This window comes from Paractinoplanes deccanensis (genome assembly GCF_016862115.1).
GTDB lineage: Bacteria > Actinomycetota > Actinomycetes > Mycobacteriales > Micromonosporaceae > Actinoplanes > Actinoplanes deccanensis.
In genome coordinates this window covers 12,527-30,421 of sequence record NZ_BOMI01000061.1, presented here as the reverse complement: position 1 = coordinate 30,421, position 17,895 = coordinate 12,527, and the positions used below count along the sequence as shown (strand labels likewise).

Here is a 17,895-nt window from a genome sequence, read left to right as displayed (position 1 = left end):
GGGCCCCTGATACGGTGCGTGGTCGTATCAGCGCCGATACCGAAGGTAGCCATCCGCATGGAACCACAGCGTCCCTCCCTTCGCCCGGAGGCTCGCCCCGCGCTCTACACCGAGTTGGACAGCCGGCAGCAGGAGGGTTTCCGGCGCGTCGTCGACATCCTCGCCGCGGCGGCCCAGGGCACGGGTGCCACCGGGGCGACGAGCGAACTCGGCGGGGTACATCCGGGACGCGTGCGCCCGTTCCTGGAGTTGAACAGGACCAGCCGCACCGTCCTGGTCAGCGGCCAGCGCGGCACCGGCAAGACCACCCTGATGCTGTCGCTGGCACGAGCGCTGACCGAGCCGCCGGCATCGCAGATCTCCGTGGACATGCCGGCGGAGACCGCCGGCCGCCTGACCGAACTGCGCCGGCGATTGATCTGGCTCGACACGGTCGACATGGAGCCGCTTCCCGCCTCCACCAGCCTCCTCGGCAGTGTGCTGGCCCGCGTCGAGGCAGTGGTGTCCGAGCTCATCGGATCGCCGCCGTCCGGAGCGACGCCCGGCCTGCTCAGCCCGAGCTACGACTTCCACTCGGCGATGGACGAGCTGCGCCGGTTGCAGACCACGGTCGCGCTGACCTTCGACAGCGACCTCTCGCGGCGGGCGAGCAGCCTCGACCCGGACACCTTTGCCGCAGAGGTGCATCGCGCCGAACGGGAACGGGTCGGCTTCAACGAACGCTTCGTCCGCGTCCTCGCCAGGGTCAGCGACCTGCTGGCCGCGATGACCAACTACACGGCACCGCTGTTCGTGCTGCCCGTTGACGACCTCGACCTGAACCCGTCGGCCTGCGTTCCGATGCTCGAGCTGCTCCGGGCCGCTCAGTCGCCGCACCTTTGCGTGCTGCTGATCGCGGATCAGGACCTGGTCCAGATGATCCTGGAGCTGAAGTACCGCAGCGATCTCGCCGGCCTGGCGAGCCCCACCTCTCTCACCGAGCCGGAGATCTGGCAGACGGTGTCGCTCGCCGAGAACGCGATGCGCAAGCACCTACCGCTCCAGCAGCGTGTGCAGCTCAGCCGCGTCGAACCGGAGGAAGCGCTCAATTTCCGGCCCCTGGGCGACCCGGATGCTCCTCCCCTGCGCGCGGTGCTCGGTGAAGTGGTCGTGGCACGCGACGAGCTCGGGCTGTCGACGGAGCCCACGGTCACCCTGCGCGGCCCGGAGCTGCTCCTGCCGCGTCTTGATGCGGACAAACCGCAGATCGGAGGCTGGCCGAGCTTCCTGAGGGTCACTGTTCGCGAACTTGTCGACCTTCACCAGGCCGCGAAGGAGGGCCGCGGGCAAGCCGGCAACGGCCTTCGCTCAGTGGTGCAGCAGCGACTCCGCAACCCGGCGATGAGGGATCCTTCCCATACCGGTTCGCCGATCGTCATTCCCGATCTGTCCTGGTCCTCATCCAGGCGCGTAGATCGAATGTCCACCCGATCGGCCACGATCCGGGACTGGCGGGTGCTCGACCAGAGCGAACGGCCGATGGATAGGGAAAGTTCCGCCCTGGTCATGGCCGGCATCGACCTGATCGGCGCGGGCCCGCAATCCGTCTTCGATCGCGGCGTTCACTTCAGCGTGCCGTCGCTGCGGCAAACCGAAATCGCCGCGAACGCGGGCCCGGGCAGCGCCCTCGGCGACGACCCTCGTCAGACCGTTCGCATCGACTGGCCGATGCTCACCCACACCACGTTGTGGGGCTACCAGCGGGCTGCACAGGTCCTCGCGGCGGCCGAGCGGACCTGGCGGAAATTTCCGGCGCCGGAGCACGGAGCGTGGGTCGCCGCGATGACAGCACTGCTGCAGGAGGCGGTGTTCGAGGAACGAGTCACCCCCAACCGGCTTCCTCGAGTCCCTTCCGGTTGGGAGCCGCTCGGCGAGATGCTGCACGATCTGCCGCCCACACCTCTTGTGGACGAATGGTTGGTCGCTGTCGGTTGGCTGTGTACGCCGGAGATGGGCCTGCATGACGCACACCCCCACCTCGTTCCCGTTCAGCTGCTGTCGGCCATCCAGCAACGGCGGGAGGACAACATAGCCCTCCACCCGGAGCACCGCCAGGAAAGCCTGCGCGAGTGGACTGTTCGCCCCTATCCACGAGGACGCGATTCCTGATGGCCCTTCACCGGGCCTCGCAACTGCCTTTCGACCACCTGCTCTCGGAACTCATCGCCTATCCGCTGGCCTCCGAGGCGGCCTTCACGAACCCGGTGACGCATCTCGATCCGAGCATGTCGGCCCCCACGGCGTCCTTGTGGCGGTCCGCCGAGTCCGACCTGCTGTCATCGGCGCCCGGCATCTCCCTCGACGAGCTGATCGCCATGCGCGATCTCTGCTGGTTCGGCGGCGGCGGCAACGGGGTGTTGTCGCTGCAGGACCAGTTGCGCGCGACCACCAACGAGCTCCTGACCGCGTCGGGGGGCGGCGTCCGGCTGCACCGCCCGGCGCCGCCGACCAGTCCCTACTCGATCAGCCCGGGCAACGGGCACCACCGGCAGTCCTGGCGATGGCGCAGCCTGGCCCTGCCGACCGACCTGCTCCTCGCCGTGGTGGGAACGGCCGACTGGCTGCCCCACCTCGACTTCTTCAGTCCCTCCGTCCGCCACCTCCTGCGTGCCGGATTCGCCGAGACACACCTGCACGTCGGGGCTTCGCTCAGCTTCCCGGCCGTGTGGGCGATGACCATGGCACGGGTCGCCGACCCGGCGGCGGAGATACGGGATCTCCGCGCTCCGGGAGCGGTGGCGTCCGAGGGCCAGGACCTCATGGGACGTCTGGTGCGGGCCGCCCTGGGCCGGACGGTGCTGAGCGGCTTTCGTGCCTGCGGGGAGCGGGGGTCCCTCGCGGACTACCTTCACGGGGAAAGATTCCGGGGCAGGATCATGCGGGCCGCCGGCGCGACGACGTTCTCGCTCATCCTCACGGCGCTGCAGGAACTGGCTTCGGGCGTCTTCGCCGAGGCCGCGATCGCACCGCTGCGCGCGGCTCTGTCGGCGCTTTCCGGTCCGCCTGCCCGAAGCCGGCCACTGGATCTCGCCGCCGTGCACGACCTCGATCCGGTCGAGTCCTGGCTGCCTCGCGGGTCCGGCGGGACCGCGGAACAACGGTTCGTCGGCGAGATGTGCCGCTATCTCGACCTCCGCGCACGCGGCGGACAGCCGGACGACCTGGCGGCACGTCTCTTCTGGCAGACGGTACGAGTCCGAACGCAGTTCTACCGTCATCTGACCCAGCGGCCCCTCACCCCCGGGCTCGCGTGGTTCATCAGGTTCTACTCACGCATGTCGGCCGTCCGCGGATCCGTGGACCCACGGCTCATGGTCGCTGCGGCTCGGGACACTTCCGGCACGGATCTGGGGCTGGCGTCACTGGAGATGCGCACCAGCCCGGAAAGGGACGTCGACGAGATCCGCTCCTGGATCAAGGCGGTCACCGAACGCGCCGCCCGTGACCCGGAGCCGAAACTCGCTCTGGTGTTCCACTTCGTCAAGTATCGCGGCGGAGGCGCCGAGAAGGGACGTCCGGCAGCCCTGGGAGCGGGCGGCGAAGCCGATCCGGCGGGCAACCCGACGGGCCGCCGGTACGGACGGTTCTTCACCGGCCAGCAGGCTACGGCCATGAGCCTCGCCAAGGTCCTGCAACGCTGGCCACGGACCCAGTTCGTGGTCCGCGCCCTGGACATCTGCTCGGACGAGCTCGCCGTGCCGACATGGGTGCTGCGCCCTCTGGTGCGGCACGTCCGGCAGGCGGCCGGGGACGGGAGCCGTTATCTCCGCTATCGCGGCGAGGCCGAGCCTCCGCCGCTGCAGACGACCGTTCATGTGGGCGAGGACTTCACCCACCTGCTCACGGGCCTGCGGAACATCGATGACGCGGTTCAGCTGCTGGACCTCGGGGAGGGGGATCGTCTCGGGCATGCGGTCGCGCTCGGCGTCGACCCCGCGGTGTGGGCTGCCAAAGCCGGGCGGATCGCCATGCCGGTAGAGGACCGCGTGCTCGATCTGGCGTGGGAATGGGGATGGTGGACCCGGCGTGGCAGCGGATGCGATGCTGCCCGGCTGGCTTACATCGAACGTCAGGTCAAGGACCTCACTCATCGGTGGTTCGCCGAAACCCTGGGGCCGCTGGACGTCCTGCATCTTCAGGCGGACCTCGCCGACGAGGACAAACTGCGCGCAGCGGGGTTTCCGAACAGCAGCGCACCGGCACCCCGCGCTGACGGGCAAGGCCGCCTCGTGCGCTATCTGCAAGACAGTCAGCTCTTCCGCCGTGGACGCACCGCCATCTGGGTCGAGGCGGCTGAGGAGGTGGAGGCCGCCGCCCGGCTGCAGGAGGGAGTCCGCGCGGAGGTAGCCGGCCGATCACTCGCCATCGAGATCAACCCCACCTCGAACCTGCTGATCGGGGACCTCGGCGATCTGGTGCGTCACCCGCTGTGGCGACTGCGCCCGCCTCGTCCGAGAGCGGACCTGCCGCCCCTCGCGATCACGGTGGGCTCCGACGATCCCCTCGTTTTCGACAGTCGTCTCCCGGAGGAGTACCAACTCCTTCTCGACGCGCTCGTGATGGCCGGCCTCACCGACTCGGAGGCCATGAGCTGGCTGGACGGCGTGCGCCGCACCGGCATGGAACGGCAGTTCGCCGTCGAGGCCGGGCAGGTCCAGGAGGTGTTCGGCTTGACCAATCCCCGGCCACCGGAGCCGCCGGCTCTCTGAAGCCACGCGGCGGCCGGGCGGCCACCCGTACGGGTGATGTGACGGCCGTGACCAGTGCGAGCAGGGGGTGAAGCGCTTCGTCCGCCCTGCGAATGGGCACTACCTGTGCATGACGGGGTGGCGGATCAGTGAGCCGGTGGTGGCCGAGGAGGTCGGCCGGTGGACGGTCGGGGAACCGGTGGAGTTGCGGGTTCTGCGGGCCGAGCTGCGGCGGGTCGCCGTCGTGCCGGGGGACGAGACCGTGCTGGTCGTGGCGACCGAGCTGGCGTCGAACGCGCTGCGGCACGCTCGGTCGCAGGCCGTGGTGAAGCTGATGCGCGACGACGGGTCCGTCATCGTCGACGTGGCGGACCGGGACCCGGACGGGCGGCCCTCGGTGGATGTGCGGCGGCCGCGGCGCACGGGTGGGCTGGGGCTGCGGCTGGCGGAGAATCTGGCGCAGGACGTCGGGTGGTATCCGGCGGTGGGCGGGAAACACGTCTGGGCGCGGTTCACACTTCCCGGCTCCGCTTCCGGGGGTGCCTGCCACTAGGGTTGGCCCGTGGGGGCGATGCGTGACGACGAGCGGCTGCGCCGCCTGGAAGCGGTCACCGACGCCGCCCTGTCACGGCTCGACGTCTCCGATCTGCTCGACGAGTTGCTCGACCGGGTGCGTGATCTGCTCGAGGCCGACACCGCGGCCATCATGTTGCTCGACTCGCATGCTCAGCAGCTCGTGGCCACCGCCGCCAAGGGGCTGGAGCAGGAGATTCGCCAGGGCATCCGGGTGCCGATGGGCCGGGGGTTCGCCGGGCGGGTCGCCCAGGGGCGCCGGCCCCTGGTGCTTCAGGACGTGACGGCGGACGACGTGGTCAGCCCGGTGCTCATCGAGAAAGGCGTCCGATCACTGCTCGGCGTGCCGATGCTGGCCGCCGGCGAGATCATCGGAGTGTTGCACGTGGGCACGTGCACGCCCCGGCAGTTCACCCCGGACGACGTGCGGCTGCTCGAGGTGGCGGCCGACCGGGCCGGCGCCGCCGGGCAGATCCGGGCCCGCAAGCTCGACCAGGCCGCGGCGCTCGCCCTCCAGCGCAGCCTGCTGCCCCCAGTCCTGCCCGAGCTGCCCGGCCTCTCGCTCGCGGCCCGCTACGTGCCCGGCCACGAGTTCGGGCTGGGCGGCGACTGGTACGACGTGTTCCGCCTGCCCTCGGGGAGCCTGGGGCTGGTCATCGGCGACGTCTCCGGCCACGGGCTGGCCTCCGCGGTGGTGATGGGGCGCGTGCGGTCGGCCCTGCGGGCGTACACGCTGATGAGCGACGATCCCGCCGAGGTCCTCACCCTGCTGGACCGCAAGGTCCGGCACTTCGAGGCGGGCAGCCTCACCACCGCCCTGTACGCGACGATCGCGCCCGGCCAGGCGACGATCCGGCTGTCCTCCGCGGGGCATCTGCGGCCGGTCATCGCCGTGCCGGGCCGCGCCACCGGGCTGGTGGACATGCCCGTGGACGCGCCGCTGGGCGTCGCCGGCGTGCGGGAGCGCCGCTGCACCTCGATCGAGCTGCCGCCGAAGGCGCTCGTGCTGTGCTACACGGACGGGCTGATCGAGCGCCGTGACCGGATCATCGACGCCGGCATCGAGGCGCTCATCGAGGTGGTCCGGCCCGCCGCCCCCGAGATCGTCTGCTCCGAGGTGATGACCAGCGTCGGTCCCGACCAGCCCACCGACGACATCGCGGTGCTCGCGGTGCACCGCAAATAGGCGCTCAGCAAGCCGGCGAATCGGCCGATCAGACAGCGTGAGGTTCGCACGCAGGATCAGGCCCGCGCTGATCCCGCTGCTGATCTGGCTGGTGCTGGTGGCGGTGGGGACCACGGTGCTGTTCTGGCAGCAGTACGACAGCCGTCAGTCGATGGCGCAGCGCTTCACCCTGCGCGTCGGGCTCATCGGCGACTTCGTCACCACGTACACCGCCGATCTGATCGACCGGGAACGGGTGCAGGCGCGCGCGTCGCTCAGCGATGCGACAGTGGATCAGCGCGACTTCGCCAGGGCGGTCGCCGGCTTCGGCTATCCGGCCGCCGTCCTGCTCGACGCCAAGGGCCGGGCGATCCAGACGGCGCCGCACGACCCGACGGTCATCGGCAAGGACCTGTCCGGCCGGTACGGCCACCTGTGGACGGCGCTCAACGAGAACCGCCCGGCGGTGTCGCCGGTGGTGCGGTCGGCCGTGCGCGGGGTGCCGGTGGTCGCGTTCGCCGTGCCGTACCAGACCACGTCCGGGCGGCGTGTCTTCTCCGGCGCCGTGGAGATCCGGGACAGCCCGCTCTCGTCGTACCTGTCCAGCACCCTGACGTATCAGGACGCCCAGGTGCAGCTCGTCGACGGCAACGGCAGCCTCGTCGCCGCCAATCGCCAGCTCAACGGCGAGGTGCCGACGCTGGCCGGCGAGAACGAGCCGCTCGCGGCGGCGCTGCGGCAGCACGAGAGCGGCCGCTACGAGGCCGGCGGGAAGTGGTGGCGCTACTCCTCCACCCCGATCGAGGGCACGCCGTGGCGGCTGTCGGCGGCGGTGCGCGAGGAGGTGCTCTTCGCGTCGCTGGCGGGCAACGAGATCGCCGGCCGAGCGGCGCTGGTCGGCGCGGCCGTCGTGGGCCTGCTGGTGGTGGCCGCCGCGGGCCGGGCCCGGCGCAGCCGCCAGGACCTGCGGCTCAGCGAGGACCGCTTCCGCAAGGTCTTCGACGGTTCCCGGATCGGCATGACGCTGACCGACACCGAGGGCCGGTACGTGCGCGTCAACCCGGCCGCCTGCCAGCTCTTCGGCCGCGACGAGCAGGACCTGATCGGCCGCCGCACCGACGAGATCACCCATCCGGACGACCGGGGGCGCGCGGCCGGGCTCATCCGCGACTGCCTGGCCGGCCGCATCGACGGGTTCGACGTGGAGAAGCGGTACGTGCACGCGGACGGCCGCACCATCGACGCCTCGGTCACCGCCGCGCTGCTGCGCGACAACGAGGGCCATCCGCAGTACTTCGCCATGCAGATCGTCGACACGACCGAGCGCCGCGCGATGGAGGAGGCCCGGCGCGCCGACGAGGCGGAGCTGGCCGAGCGCGCCGAGCAGCTGCAACGGGTGAACGCGCACCTCGGCGACGTGATGGCGATGCTCAGCCACGACGTGCGCCAGCCGCTGAGCCGGATCATCGGCCTGGGTGAGCTGCTGCTCGACGACTGGGACGAGTCGCCGGCCGAGGACAAGCTCCATGACGTACGGCGGATGACCGCGGCCGGCCACAGCGCCAGCGAGCTGGTCACCGACATCCTCACCCTCGCTCAGGTGGACGCCGGCGCGCTGGCGGCCCGCCCGGTCCGGGTCGACCTGGCGCACCTGGTGCGCGCCGCGGCCGCCGGCGAGCAGGTGGCCGTGGTGGCGCCCGACGAGATCTACGGGTTCGCCGATCCGAAGCACCTCCAGCTCATCCTGGGCAATCTGCTGGCCAACGCGACCAAGTACGGCGAGCCGCCGGTCACGGTGACCGTCACCAACCGGCGCCGGCACGTCGAGATCAAGGTCGCCGACGAGGGCGAGGGTGTGCCGGAGGCGTTCGTGGAGCACCTGTTCGACCGCTTCGCCCGCGCCGAGAGCGGCGTCGCCACCACGACCAGCGGTACGGGGCTCGGGCTCTACCTGGTGCGCCAGCTCGCCCAGGCCGGCGGCCTGGACGTCTCGTACCAGCCCAACCGGCCGCGCGGCGCCGCGTTCCTGGTCACCGTGCCGCACCCGTACGAGCCGCGCGCCGACGACACGAAGCGGGTGACCTCGCCGCGCAGCACCTCGGCGAGCTGAGCCGGTCCCTCTATGCTCGGCGCGTGCGTACGACCGTCCACGATGTCGCCGAGGCAGCCGGGGTGTCGGTCTCGACGGTCTCGCGTGCCCTCACCGGCGGCAGCGTCAGCCCGGCCACCCGCGAGACCGTCATGGCAGCGGCCGAACGGCTCGGCTACCGCCCCAACCGCACGGCGCGCGGCCTCATCACCGGCCGCACCGGCAACCTCGGCCTGATCGTTCCGGACCTGCGCAACCCGTTCTTCGCCGACGTGGCCAAGGGCGTGACCGCGCGGGCGCGGGCCGCGGACTGCGGCGTCTTCATCACCGACACCGACGAGGACCCTGCCGCCGAGCTGGAGGCGATCGCCTCGCTCGGGCGCACCACCGACGGGCTGCTGCTCTGCTCGCCGCGCACGACCGACGCGGAGCTCCTGGAGGTGGCCGACCCGAGCTCCACGGTGCTGGTGCACCGCCGGGTGCCGGGCCTGCTCTCGGTGGCCGCCGACATCGCCGGCGGCGCCCGGCAGGCGATCGGCCACCTGACGGCTCTCGGCCACCGGCGCGTCGCGTTCCTCGCCGGGCCGGACGACTCGTGGGCCTCCCGGCAGCGCCTCGCCGGCCTGCCCGCGGACGTGCTGCGCATCGGCGCGGTGGCGCCCACCTTCGACGGCGGCGTGGCGGCGGGCGACCTCGTGCTGGCCGAGCCGGTGACGGCGGTGCTCGCCTACAACGACCTGGTGGCGATCGGCCTGCTGCACCGGCTCGCGACCCGGGGCGTGGCCGTGCCGGAGCGGATGAGCGTGGCCGGCTACGACGACATCAGCCTGGCGGCGATGAGCCATCCGCCGCTGACCACGGTCGCCGTGCCGAAGGACCGCGCCGGCGAGGTCGCGCTGGAGCTGCTGCTGCGCCGCATCGGCGCGCCGGGGCGGCCGCCCGCGGAGATCCGCGATCCCGAGGTGACCCTGCCTACCGGGCTGGTGGTGCGCGCCTCTACCGGGCCGCTCTCCTCTGCCGGGCCGCACTCCGCTGCCGGGCCGCAGTCCTCTGCCGGGCCGCAGTCCTCTGCCGGGCCGCACTCCTCGAGCTGACGGCGGCCGGCAGCTCACGGACAGCCGGCGGCTCACGGGTGGCTCTCAGGTGACGGCTCCCAACTGCCACGGGACAAATTCGTCGCGGCCGAGGTCGAGCTCCTCGCTGACGGTCGCGCGGCCGGACGCGACGTCGAGGACCAGCTCGAAGATCCGCTCACCGATCCCTTCCACGGTGGCCGCTCCCGACGCGATCGCCCCGGCGTCGAGATCCATGTCCTCGCGCATGCGCTCGTACATCTCGGTGTTGGTGGCGATCTTGATCGTCGGGACGGGCTTGGTGCCGAGCACGGAGCCGCGCCCGGTGGTGAAGCAGACGACCGTCGCGCCGCCGGCGACCAGGCCGGTCACCGAGACGGGGTCGTAGCCGGGCGTGTCCATGAAGGTGAAGCCGCGCGCGGTGACCTGTTCGGCGTACTCGTAGACGGCGCTGAGCTCGGCCGTGCCTCCTTTCGCGACGGCGCCGAGCGACTTCTCCAGGATCGTGGTGAGACCGCCCTGCTTGTTGCCGGGCGACGGGTTGTTGTCGAGGGTGCCCCCGCCGGCCCGCATGTAGTCGTGCCACCAGCCGATCCGGTCGATCAGGCGCCGGCCCACCTCGGGGCTGACCGCGCGGCGGGTGAGCAGATGCTCGGCGCCGAAGACCTCCGGCGTCTCGGCGAGAACCGTCGTGGCGCCCTGGGCGACGAGCAGGTCGGAGGCGTACCCGAGCGCCGGGTTGGCGGTGATGCCCGAATAGCCGTCGGAGCCACCGCAGTTGAGGCCGAGGATCAGCTTCGAGGCCGGGGCCGTCCGCCGCTTGCGCTGGTCGAGTTCCTCGATCAGATGCCGTACGGCGGTGACGCCCGCCCGCACGGTCGCGCGAATGCCGCCCTGCTCCTGGATGATCAGGCGCTCGACCAGGGTGTCCTCCGACCCGGGCAGCAGGCTGTCCGCCGCGATCATCTCGCAGCCGAGCCCCACCACGAGCAGCGCGCCGACGTTCGGGTGGGCCGCGTAGCCGCGCAGCGTGCGCTGGAGGATCCGGCCGCCCTCGCTGGCCGGCACCAGCCCGCAGCCCGAGTCGTGGGTGAGCGCCACGACCCCGTCGACGTTCGCGTAGGCGTCCATCACCGCCCCGCGGAACTGGTCGGCGATCATGCGAGCGGTCGAGGCCGAGCAGTTCACGGAGGTGAGAACGCCGACGTAGTTCCGCGTGCCGACCCGCCCGTCGGCCCGGTGATAGCCCTCGAACGTCCGCGTCTCGGCCGCGGCCGGGATGCTCACCCGGGCGGTCCCGAACTCGTACGCGTGCTCGACCGCCTCGTACGCCAGGTTGTGGGTGTGCACGTGCTCGTCCGGCCGGATCGCCCGCGTGGCGCGCCCGATGACCTGCCCGTACTTGCGCACCTCCGCCCCGGCGCCGATGTCGCGCACCGCGACCTTGTGCCCCTGCGGCACCTCAGCCGTCGCCCGCAGCGTCACGGCGACATCGTCATCCGGGTGAAGCAGCAGGACATCCATCGACAGCCGCCGTCCTCGAAATTTGCGGGAACGTTTGCAAGGCTACCGTCGCGACTCCGCGAGCGGCAGAGCTGAAGCGCGTCCGGCAGCCACGGCCGGAGCGAGTGGGGCTCGCCTCGGCAGCCACAGCCGTAAGCGCGTCGGCCCCGCCACCAGCAGCCACGGCCACGGCGCGCCCGACCCCGTCACCGGCAATTACGGCCTCCTCGCGTTGACGACGGAACGGAACAATCCGTTCCGCTGACACGACCGGCTCACGGAGCGCCCGGAGGGAACGGAACATTCCATTCCGCGGGATAGCCGCGGATGAGCCACCAAGGCACAGCACTTCAAGATTCCGTTCCGAGTCCTGCGGAAGCGACAGCTCCGGGCCGCGGGTGAGGTGCGGCGCGGCGCTATCGCGCCTCGGCGGTGATCAGCCAGCAAGCCGCGGTGAAGCGGACCTCGGAACCGTGCACGAAGGGTTCGAAGGCGGCCCGGACGGTTCTGACGATCTCGGAACGTCTCGGCTCGGGGATCGCCGGGAGGAGCTGGCTGACCGGGCCCAGCCGGGTGAAGTAGCCGATCAGTTCGGATTCGGGCATCGTGCAGTCGGCGTCCAGCGGGTCGAGACTCACCTTCGTCCAGCCGGCGTCGGTCAGGATGCCGCGGACGCGGTCCGGGTCGGCCAAGGCGAACTGGCCCGGTGCGTCGGCCACCCGGGGCGGCAACTCGGGCAGCAGCGGGGCGGCTGCTCGTTCGGCCGTCGTCATGAACGGGTTGTCCTCCAGGGCGCGCCAGACGATCAGGCGGGCCCCTCCCCCGGCCTTTGTCGCGCGGCGCAGGTTGGTGAACGCTCGCACGGGGTCCGCGAAGAACATGACGCCGAAGCGCGAGATCACCGTGTCGAACGAGGCGGGCTCGAACGCGTACTCCTGCGCGTCGGCCTCGATGAAGCTCGTCCGGGCAACGCCCCGGTTGCGGGCCGCCTCGATCATCGGGGCCGAGATGTCCACGCCGACCGCGCTGCCATGCGGGCCGAGGCGTTCGGCCACCGCCGCCGTCGTGCCTCCGGTGCCGCAGCCGACGTCGAGCACCCGGCCCGGCGGGACCGTTTCGACGAGAGCGTTCTCCAGCTGTTTGAACAGCGCGTCCAGCGTGGCCTGCGAGTCGACCCAGGCGCGGCCGCTCGGCCCGTTCCAGCGGGCCACCTGCTCCTGCGCACGATCCACGATTCTCTCCCGTCCTTGCCCTCCGGCGTCATCGGTGCCACCGTTCCACCTCAAGCCCCCTTGAGGTCAAGGAGGCCGGCCGAGGAGGACCCGCGATGGCAGATCTGGACATCGGCGAGGTGGCCCGCCGTTCCGGCGTGTCCGTCTCCGCGCTGCGTTACTACGAGGAGAAGGGCCTGATCAGCCCCACCGGGCGGCGCGGGCTGCGGCGCCAGTTCGATTCCGGCGTGCTGCAACGGCTGGCGCTGATCACGCTGGGGCGCTCCGCCGGGTTCTCGCTCGACGAGATCGCGCGCCTCATTCCGTCCGATCCGGACGATGCGCCGGGGCTCGACCGGGGCATGCTCGCCGCCAAGGCCGGCGAGCTCACCCGGACCATCGGCGAGCTGACCGCCCTGCGCGACGCCCTGGAGCACACCGCTGCCTGCACGGCGCCGAGCCACGCGGAGTGCCCGACTTTCCGGGAGGCGCTCGCGCATCCGTACGCGGGCCGAATTGCTCCTTTTCGGGGGAAGCGCAGCTTGACAAAATGAGGTTTGATTGACGCGGCTCGACGCCTAGTCACGGGTGGTGGTTCTGTGAGTTCCTGGATGCGGCGGCGCGATCACAATATTTTCTTCAACGGGTTCGCGTTCCTGCTCTGCGGTCTGCTCGCCGGGGTCGTCGTCGCGGCGGCCGCCTTCCCGGTCGTGGCCATGTCGGGGCTGGCCGCCAAGGCGGGCGGCGAGACCTTCGCGAGCCTGCCCAGCGAGCTCAAGGCGTTCAGCTCACCCCAGATCACCCGTGCCTACGCGTCCGACAACAAGACCGTGCTCGCGCAGTTCTACGACGAGTTCCGCAGCGACGTACGGCTCCGCGACATCTCGAAATTCATGCGCGACGCCATGGTGGCCGCCGAGGACCGCGAGTTCTACAACCACAACGGCGTCGATCTCAAGGGCGTGGCCCGCGCGCTGGTGAACAACAACAACGGCAAGTCCAAGCAGGGCGCCTCGACGATCACGATGCAATGGGTGCGGATGTCGCTCGCCTACTCGGCGACCAGCCCGCAGGAGGTCGTCGACGCCACCGAGGACACGCCGAAGCGCAAGGTCACCGAGATGAAGTACGCGATGCAGGTCGAGAAGGAGCTGACCAAGGACGAGATCCTCGAGCGCTACCTGAACATCGCGCCGTTCGGCAAGCAGACGTACGGGATCTTCGCGGCCAGCCAGGTCTACTTCAACAAGCGGCCCAAGGACCTCACGATCGGCCAGGCCGCGCTGCTCGCCGCGGTCGTCAAGGCCCCTTCCGCGTACGATCCGACGAATCCCGAGGGCTACAAGGCGATCAAGCAGCGGCGCGACGCGTACGTGATCCCCGGCATGGTCGAGATGGGCGCGATCACCCAGGCGCAGGCCGACAAGGCGATCAAGGAGGCGATCCCGCGCACGGTCAGGCCGCTCGGCAACGGCTGTGTGTCGGTGGCGCGCAACGAGTGGGGTTTCTTCTGCGACTTCTTCTACCGGTGGTGGATGGAGCGTGAGGAGTTCGGCGCGACGGCGTACGACCGGGAGCGCCGCCTCAAGAGCGGCGGCTACCGCATCACCACGACGATCGACGTCAAGGCGCAGCGGCAGGCGCGCCTGCGCATCGCCGAGCTGATCTCGGAGCGGGACGAGAACGCGCTGCTGCTCGCGGCCGTACAGCCGGGCACCGGCAAGGTGCGCCTGCTCGCCGCGAACCGCCGCTACAAGCTCGACGAGTCGAAGAACTCCATGAACTCCGACCCGTCCAAGCGCAAGCGCGGCATCCGCGGCACCTATCCGAACACGACGAACCCGCTGCTCACCGGGGGCGGCGACATCACCGGATATCAGGCCGGCTCGGTCATGAAGATGTTCACGATGGTGGCCGCGCTCGAGAAGGGCTTCCCGCTCGCGTACCCCATCAAGACCGAGAAACGGTACAAGTCGGGCTACATCATCAGCTCGCGCAACGACTCGGCCTGCGAGGGCACCCACTTCTGGTGCCCGGGCAACTCGGGCGGCGGCGGTGAGGGCGTCTTCAACATGTGGACCGCCTTCGGCAAGTCCATCAACACCTACTTCGTGCCGCTGGAGGAGCAGGTCGGCGCCGACAAGGTGGTCGACGTCGCCAAGCGGTTCGGCATCAAGTTCCGCGCGCCGAGCGACGCGAAGCTGGCCTCGCCGGGTTACAGCCACCAGTGGGGCGCGTTCACGCTGGGCGTCTCGGCGACGACACCGCTCGACATGGCGAACGCGTACGCGACCCTCGCCGGCGACGGCATGCACTGCGAGCCGACGCCGATCGAGCAGATCGTCACCAAGGACGGCCAGAAGCTCGACATCGGCAAGCCGCAGTGCAACCGCGCGACCAGCGCGGACGTGGCGCGGGCGGCGCTCGACGCGACCCGCTGCCCGGTGGGCGACTCGGCCCGGCTGGGCAGCTGCAACGGCGCGACGGCCCCGCAGACGCGCGACGTGGTCGGCCACCCGGTCTTCGGCAAGACCGGCACGACCGACCGCGACCGCACGGCCTCGCTGATCGCCGGCACCACGTCGCTGGTGGTGGCCGGCTACCTGGTCAACCCCGACTACCAGAACCACCGCGACAGGCTCAGGCACGCCCAGGTCAACCCCGCCGTCTATCGCACGTTGGGCGACTACATGGAGGGCAAGCCGTCCGTGCAGTTCAAACGCCCCGAGAGCCGCAAGATCGCGTACGGCGACCAGCGGCGCATCCCGGACGTGACCTGCGACCCGCTCGACTCGGCCCGCGACCGCATCGAAGACCTGGGCTTCCGGGTCTACATCGGCCGCGACACCGACTCGTCGTGCCCGCCCGGCACCGCGGCCGGCACGAGCCCGAGCGGCCGCACGGTCAAGGGCGGCATCGTGGTGATCGAGGTGAGCAACGGCAAGGGCGCCGGGCAGCCCGGCCCGAGGCCCACGCTCCCCGGCTTCCCGCCGATCATCACCCCGCCGGGCCCCGGAGACTGAGGCAGGGAGTCACGGGCGGCAGGCGGCCGGACAGGTACGCGCCGGGCGTGACTCCCATCAGCCGCCGGAAGTCGCCGATCATGTGGGCCTGGTCGAAGTAGCCGGCCCGCGCGGCGACGGTCGCCCACCGTTCCCGGCCGGCCATGGCCAGCACTCGCCGCACCCGGCTGATCCGCGCGAAGTGCTTCGGCGACAACCCGACCTCGCGGGCGAACAGGGTCCGCAGATAGCGCTCGCTCACCCCCGCCCGGCCGGCCGCCTCGTCGATCGGCGCCGACTCGGCGAGCGCCCGCATCGCGACGGTCAGGGCCGGGTCGCCGCCGGGCCCGGCCAGCGCGGCCGCCAGCACCGCCCCCGGATCACCCGCCGCCGCCACGTCCCCGGTGAGCCGTCGCCCGGCCTCACCCCAAAGATCGGTCAGCCGTACGGCACGGTCGACCAGGTCGGAGGCGGACACCCCGAGCACGGCCCGCGCCTGACCGGGCAGCAGCGGCACCCGCACACACACGGTCGACGGCCGGGCCGGGTGGTAGCGGCCCCGGGTGCGCGGCCCGGTCACGATGAGGTCCCTCTCGCCCTCGCCCGTCACGCGAAGGACGACCGCGGTGGCGACCTCGGGCTCCTGGACGACGGTCTGCACGATCCGACCCTAGCGAGGCCCGCCCGCGCGCGGCAGTGCCGAAATCTCCAAGACGCCCGCGCTCGGCCCCGGCCAGTCTCGTCCGCATGATTCTGGTTACCGGCGCCACCGGCACCACCGGCTCCGCGCTCGTCGACACCCTGCTCGCCCGCGGCCTCCCGGTCACCGCGGTCACCCGCGACCCGCGCCGCGTCACGCCACGCCCCGGCCTGACCGTCACCACGTCGATCGGGCCGGCGGACGCGCTGTATCTGCTCTCCCCCGCCGGCCCGGCCATTCCCGAGCACGACCTGACGACGCTGCGCGCGGCGATCGACGCCGGCATCCGGCGCGTCGTCAAGCTTTCCGCCATCGGTACGCCGTCGCGTCCGGCCGCCGCGGAAGAGCTCGGCGCGTGGCACCAGCCCGGCGAGGAGGCGGTACGCACGAGCGGTCTGGAGTGGACGATCCTGCGCCCGACGACCTTCGCCACCAACTCGCTGGTGTGGGCCGAGGACATCCGCGCGGGCCGCCCGATAACGAACATCTTCGGCGACGGCGCGCAGGGCATCGTGGACCCGGCCGACATCGCCGAGGTGGCCGCCGAAGCCCTGACGACGGCGGGCCACCACGGGCGCACGTACACGCTGACCGGCCCGGAGTTGCTGACGGTTCCGGACCAGGTGGCCCAGCTGGGCGAGGCGCTGGGACGGCAACTCACGACGGTCGACGTGGAACCGCGCCGCGAGCACTTCCCGCCCGAGATAGCCGACGTGGCCCTGGCCGGCGCCCACCTGGTACGCCGCGGCGGCAATGCCGTCGTCACGGACGACGCCGAGCGCGTGCTGGGCCGCAAGCCCGGCACCTACCGGGCCTGGGCCGAGGCGAACCGCGCCCGCTTCTGATCATCTACTGTGTCCGCGTGTCCTTCCATGATCATCGACGTCTGAGCGCTGCGGCGTTCCTCGGCATGCTTCTTCTCACTGGATGCGGCGGCCAGGAAGTCCCGGCCGCCGCGCCGGCATCCTCCCCGGCGGTCGCCGCGCCTTCGCCGACCGAACTGCCGCCCACGGACGCGGTGAAGGCGGCCCTGCAGCGTCTCACGACCTCGACCTACAGCTACACGGTGACCGGCGACTATTGGTACGGCCAGAAGTACCACGCCTCCGGCACCCACGACTCCCCGGCCGGCAAGGACAGCCGCACGGTCGTCATCTCCGGCGGCGAGGAAGCGGGAACGTGCAAGCTGATCGTGATCGGCGACGACACGTACGAGAACTGCACCGGCTCGGGCCGCTGGGTACACGCCGACCTGACCCGCTTGAAGCCGACCAGCGACTACTACTTGGCCGACCCGAAGGACAGCGGTGGCGTGGCACGCTTGATGGCCGCCCTGCACTCGGCGCGCCGTCTCGGCCCGGGCAAATACGAGGGTGAGGCCCGCCTCGAAGTCACCGCCGGCCTGCTCACCTACGTGCCCGTGGGTGCGCCGTACTTCCGCTTCGAGCGCGGCGGCCTGTGGGTGAGCTACACGCTCACCACCGACGCCAGGGGCGACGTCGCGACGATCAGAACGGTCTTCGACACCGCGAAGAACACGGGCGTCAGCACGACGACGAGCTTCCGCAACATCGGCAAGCCGGTCCAGATCACCAAGCCGGCGCGGGTGACGGAGCTGCGAAGATCGCTGTACGACAAGTGATTGCCACAGGCGCTCCACGCCCAGCTTCTCCGGGACGTCTACACCGAGCGGCCGGCCACCGCGCACCGCATCGCCGCGCCACCCCAGAATTACCGCATTACCCGGCCATTCGGCTGCGGCGAAAGTGCCTTTCAGCGCCGCGGAAAGGGTGAAGTGAATGGCATCGCTGGTTGCTGGAACTCGCCCCGAGAATGGCGCTTCGGCGGCTTC

Annotated in this window: 13 protein-coding genes; 10 read left to right on the top strand and 3 right to left on the bottom strand. The window is 71.1% G+C overall.

What is annotated here, in order from left to right; all coding sequences use genetic code 11:
* Window positions 1-57: 57 nt before the first annotated feature.
* From Ade02nite_RS15965 to Ade02nite_RS15940, 6 genes are all read left to right on the top strand, one after another.
* Window positions 58-2,148 (top strand): P-loop NTPase family protein, encoded by a 2,091-nt coding sequence (locus Ade02nite_RS15965; protein WP_203763029.1) that lies wholly within the window; start codon window positions 58-60, stop codon window positions 2,146-2,148.
* Window positions 2,148-4,748: an amidohydrolase family protein gene (locus Ade02nite_RS15960; protein WP_203763026.1), complete on the top strand. Its 2,601-nt coding sequence runs from the start codon at window positions 2,148-2,150 to the stop codon at window positions 4,746-4,748. The genes Ade02nite_RS15965 and Ade02nite_RS15960 overlap by 1 nt, the downstream gene beginning before the upstream one ends.
* Window positions 4,749-4,857: 109 nt before the next feature.
* Window positions 4,858-5,280: an ATP-binding protein gene (locus tag Ade02nite_RS15955; RefSeq protein ID WP_203763023.1), complete on the top strand. Its 423-nt coding sequence runs from the start codon at window positions 4,858-4,860 to the stop codon at window positions 5,278-5,280.
* Window positions 5,281-5,298: 18 nt separating this feature from the next.
* Entirely contained in the window at window positions 5,299-6,486 is a 1,188-nt protein-coding gene (locus Ade02nite_RS15950; protein WP_203763058.1) for a PP2C family protein-serine/threonine phosphatase, read from the top strand.
* Between the two features lie 37 nt (window positions 6,487-6,523).
* The gene (locus tag Ade02nite_RS15945) at window positions 6,524-8,575 is read left to right on the top strand and encodes a sensor histidine kinase (protein ID WP_203763020.1); all 2,052 of its coding nucleotides are present in this window, start codon (window positions 6,524-6,526) and stop codon (window positions 8,573-8,575) included.
* A 23-nt stretch (window positions 8,576-8,598) separates the two neighbouring features.
* A complete protein-coding gene (locus Ade02nite_RS15940; RefSeq protein WP_203763017.1) occupies window positions 8,599-9,648 on the top strand; it encodes a LacI family DNA-binding transcriptional regulator in 1,050 nt (349 codons plus the stop codon).
* Window positions 9,649-9,693: 45 nt separating this feature from the next.
* Here the strand turns inward: Ade02nite_RS15940 and Ade02nite_RS15935 are convergent, their stop codons facing one another.
* Both Ade02nite_RS15935 and Ade02nite_RS15930 read right to left on the bottom strand, forming a co-directional pair.
* Window positions 9,694-11,151, bottom strand: coding sequence for a UxaA family hydrolase (locus tag Ade02nite_RS15935; protein ID WP_203763015.1), 1,458 nt, complete (start codon window positions 11,149-11,151; stop codon window positions 9,694-9,696).
* Between the two features lie 395 nt (window positions 11,152-11,546).
* Window positions 11,547-12,362, bottom strand: coding sequence for a class I SAM-dependent methyltransferase (locus Ade02nite_RS15930; RefSeq protein WP_203763012.1), 816 nt, complete (start codon window positions 12,360-12,362; stop codon window positions 11,547-11,549).
* Window positions 12,363-12,457: 95 nt separating this feature from the next.
* Between Ade02nite_RS15930 and Ade02nite_RS15925 the strand changes: the two genes are divergently transcribed.
* Both Ade02nite_RS15925 and Ade02nite_RS15920 read left to right on the top strand, forming a co-directional pair.
* On the top strand, window positions 12,458-12,895 hold the full coding sequence (locus Ade02nite_RS15925) for a helix-turn-helix domain-containing protein (protein WP_203763009.1): 438 nt from the start codon (window positions 12,458-12,460) through the stop codon (window positions 12,893-12,895).
* A gap of 57 nt (window positions 12,896-12,952) precedes the next feature.
* Window positions 12,953-15,364, top strand: a complete 2,412-nt coding sequence (locus Ade02nite_RS15920; protein ID WP_203763055.1) for a transglycosylase domain-containing protein — start codon at window positions 12,953-12,955, stop codon at window positions 15,362-15,364.
* Here the strand turns inward: Ade02nite_RS15920 and Ade02nite_RS15915 are convergent.
* Window positions 15,339-16,004, bottom strand: coding sequence for a helix-turn-helix transcriptional regulator (locus Ade02nite_RS15915; RefSeq protein WP_203763006.1), 666 nt, complete (start codon window positions 16,002-16,004; stop codon window positions 15,339-15,341). The genes Ade02nite_RS15920 and Ade02nite_RS15915 overlap by 26 nt on opposite strands.
* A gap of 86 nt (window positions 16,005-16,090) precedes the next feature.
* On the opposite strand from Ade02nite_RS15915, the gene Ade02nite_RS15910 reads away from it, so the two are divergent.
* Complete coding sequence (locus tag Ade02nite_RS15910) at window positions 16,091-16,888, top strand: NAD(P)H-binding protein (protein ID WP_203763004.1); 798 nt, start codon at window positions 16,091-16,093, stop codon at window positions 16,886-16,888.
* 65 nt (window positions 16,889-16,953) lie between these two features.
* Window positions 16,954-17,685: a hypothetical protein gene (locus Ade02nite_RS15905; RefSeq protein WP_203763002.1), complete on the top strand. Its 732-nt coding sequence runs from the start codon at window positions 16,954-16,956 to the stop codon at window positions 17,683-17,685.
* Window positions 17,686-17,895: the final 210 nt, after the last annotated feature.

Excerpts from the sequence above, each read along its gene's own strand:
- Ade02nite_RS15925 (WP_203763009.1), top strand. The coding sequence starts at position 12,458 with ATGGCAGATCTGGACATCGGCGAGGTGGCCCGCCGTTCCGGCGTGTCC.
- Ade02nite_RS15920 (WP_203763055.1), top strand. The coding sequence starts at position 12,953 with ATGCGGCGGCGCGATCACAATATTTTCTTCAACGGGTTCGCGTTCCTG.
- Ade02nite_RS15905 (WP_203763002.1), top strand. The coding sequence starts at position 16,954 with ATGCTTCTTCTCACTGGATGCGGCGGCCAGGAAGTCCCGGCCGCCGCG.
- Ade02nite_RS15935 (WP_203763015.1), bottom strand. The coding sequence starts at position 11,151 with ATGGATGTCCTGCTGCTTCACCCGGATGACGATGTCGCCGTGACGCTG.
- Ade02nite_RS15950 (WP_203763058.1), top strand. The coding sequence starts at position 5,299 with ATGCGTGACGACGAGCGGCTGCGCCGCCTGGAAGCGGTCACCGACGCC.
- Ade02nite_RS15955 (WP_203763023.1), top strand. The coding sequence starts at position 4,858 with ATGACGGGGTGGCGGATCAGTGAGCCGGTGGTGGCCGAGGAGGTCGGC.
- Ade02nite_RS15910 (WP_203763004.1), top strand. The coding sequence starts at position 16,091 with ATGATTCTGGTTACCGGCGCCACCGGCACCACCGGCTCCGCGCTCGTC.
- Ade02nite_RS15960 (WP_203763026.1), top strand. The coding sequence starts at position 2,148 with ATGGCCCTTCACCGGGCCTCGCAACTGCCTTTCGACCACCTGCTCTCG.
- Ade02nite_RS15965 (WP_203763029.1), top strand. The coding sequence starts at position 58 with ATGGAACCACAGCGTCCCTCCCTTCGCCCGGAGGCTCGCCCCGCGCTC.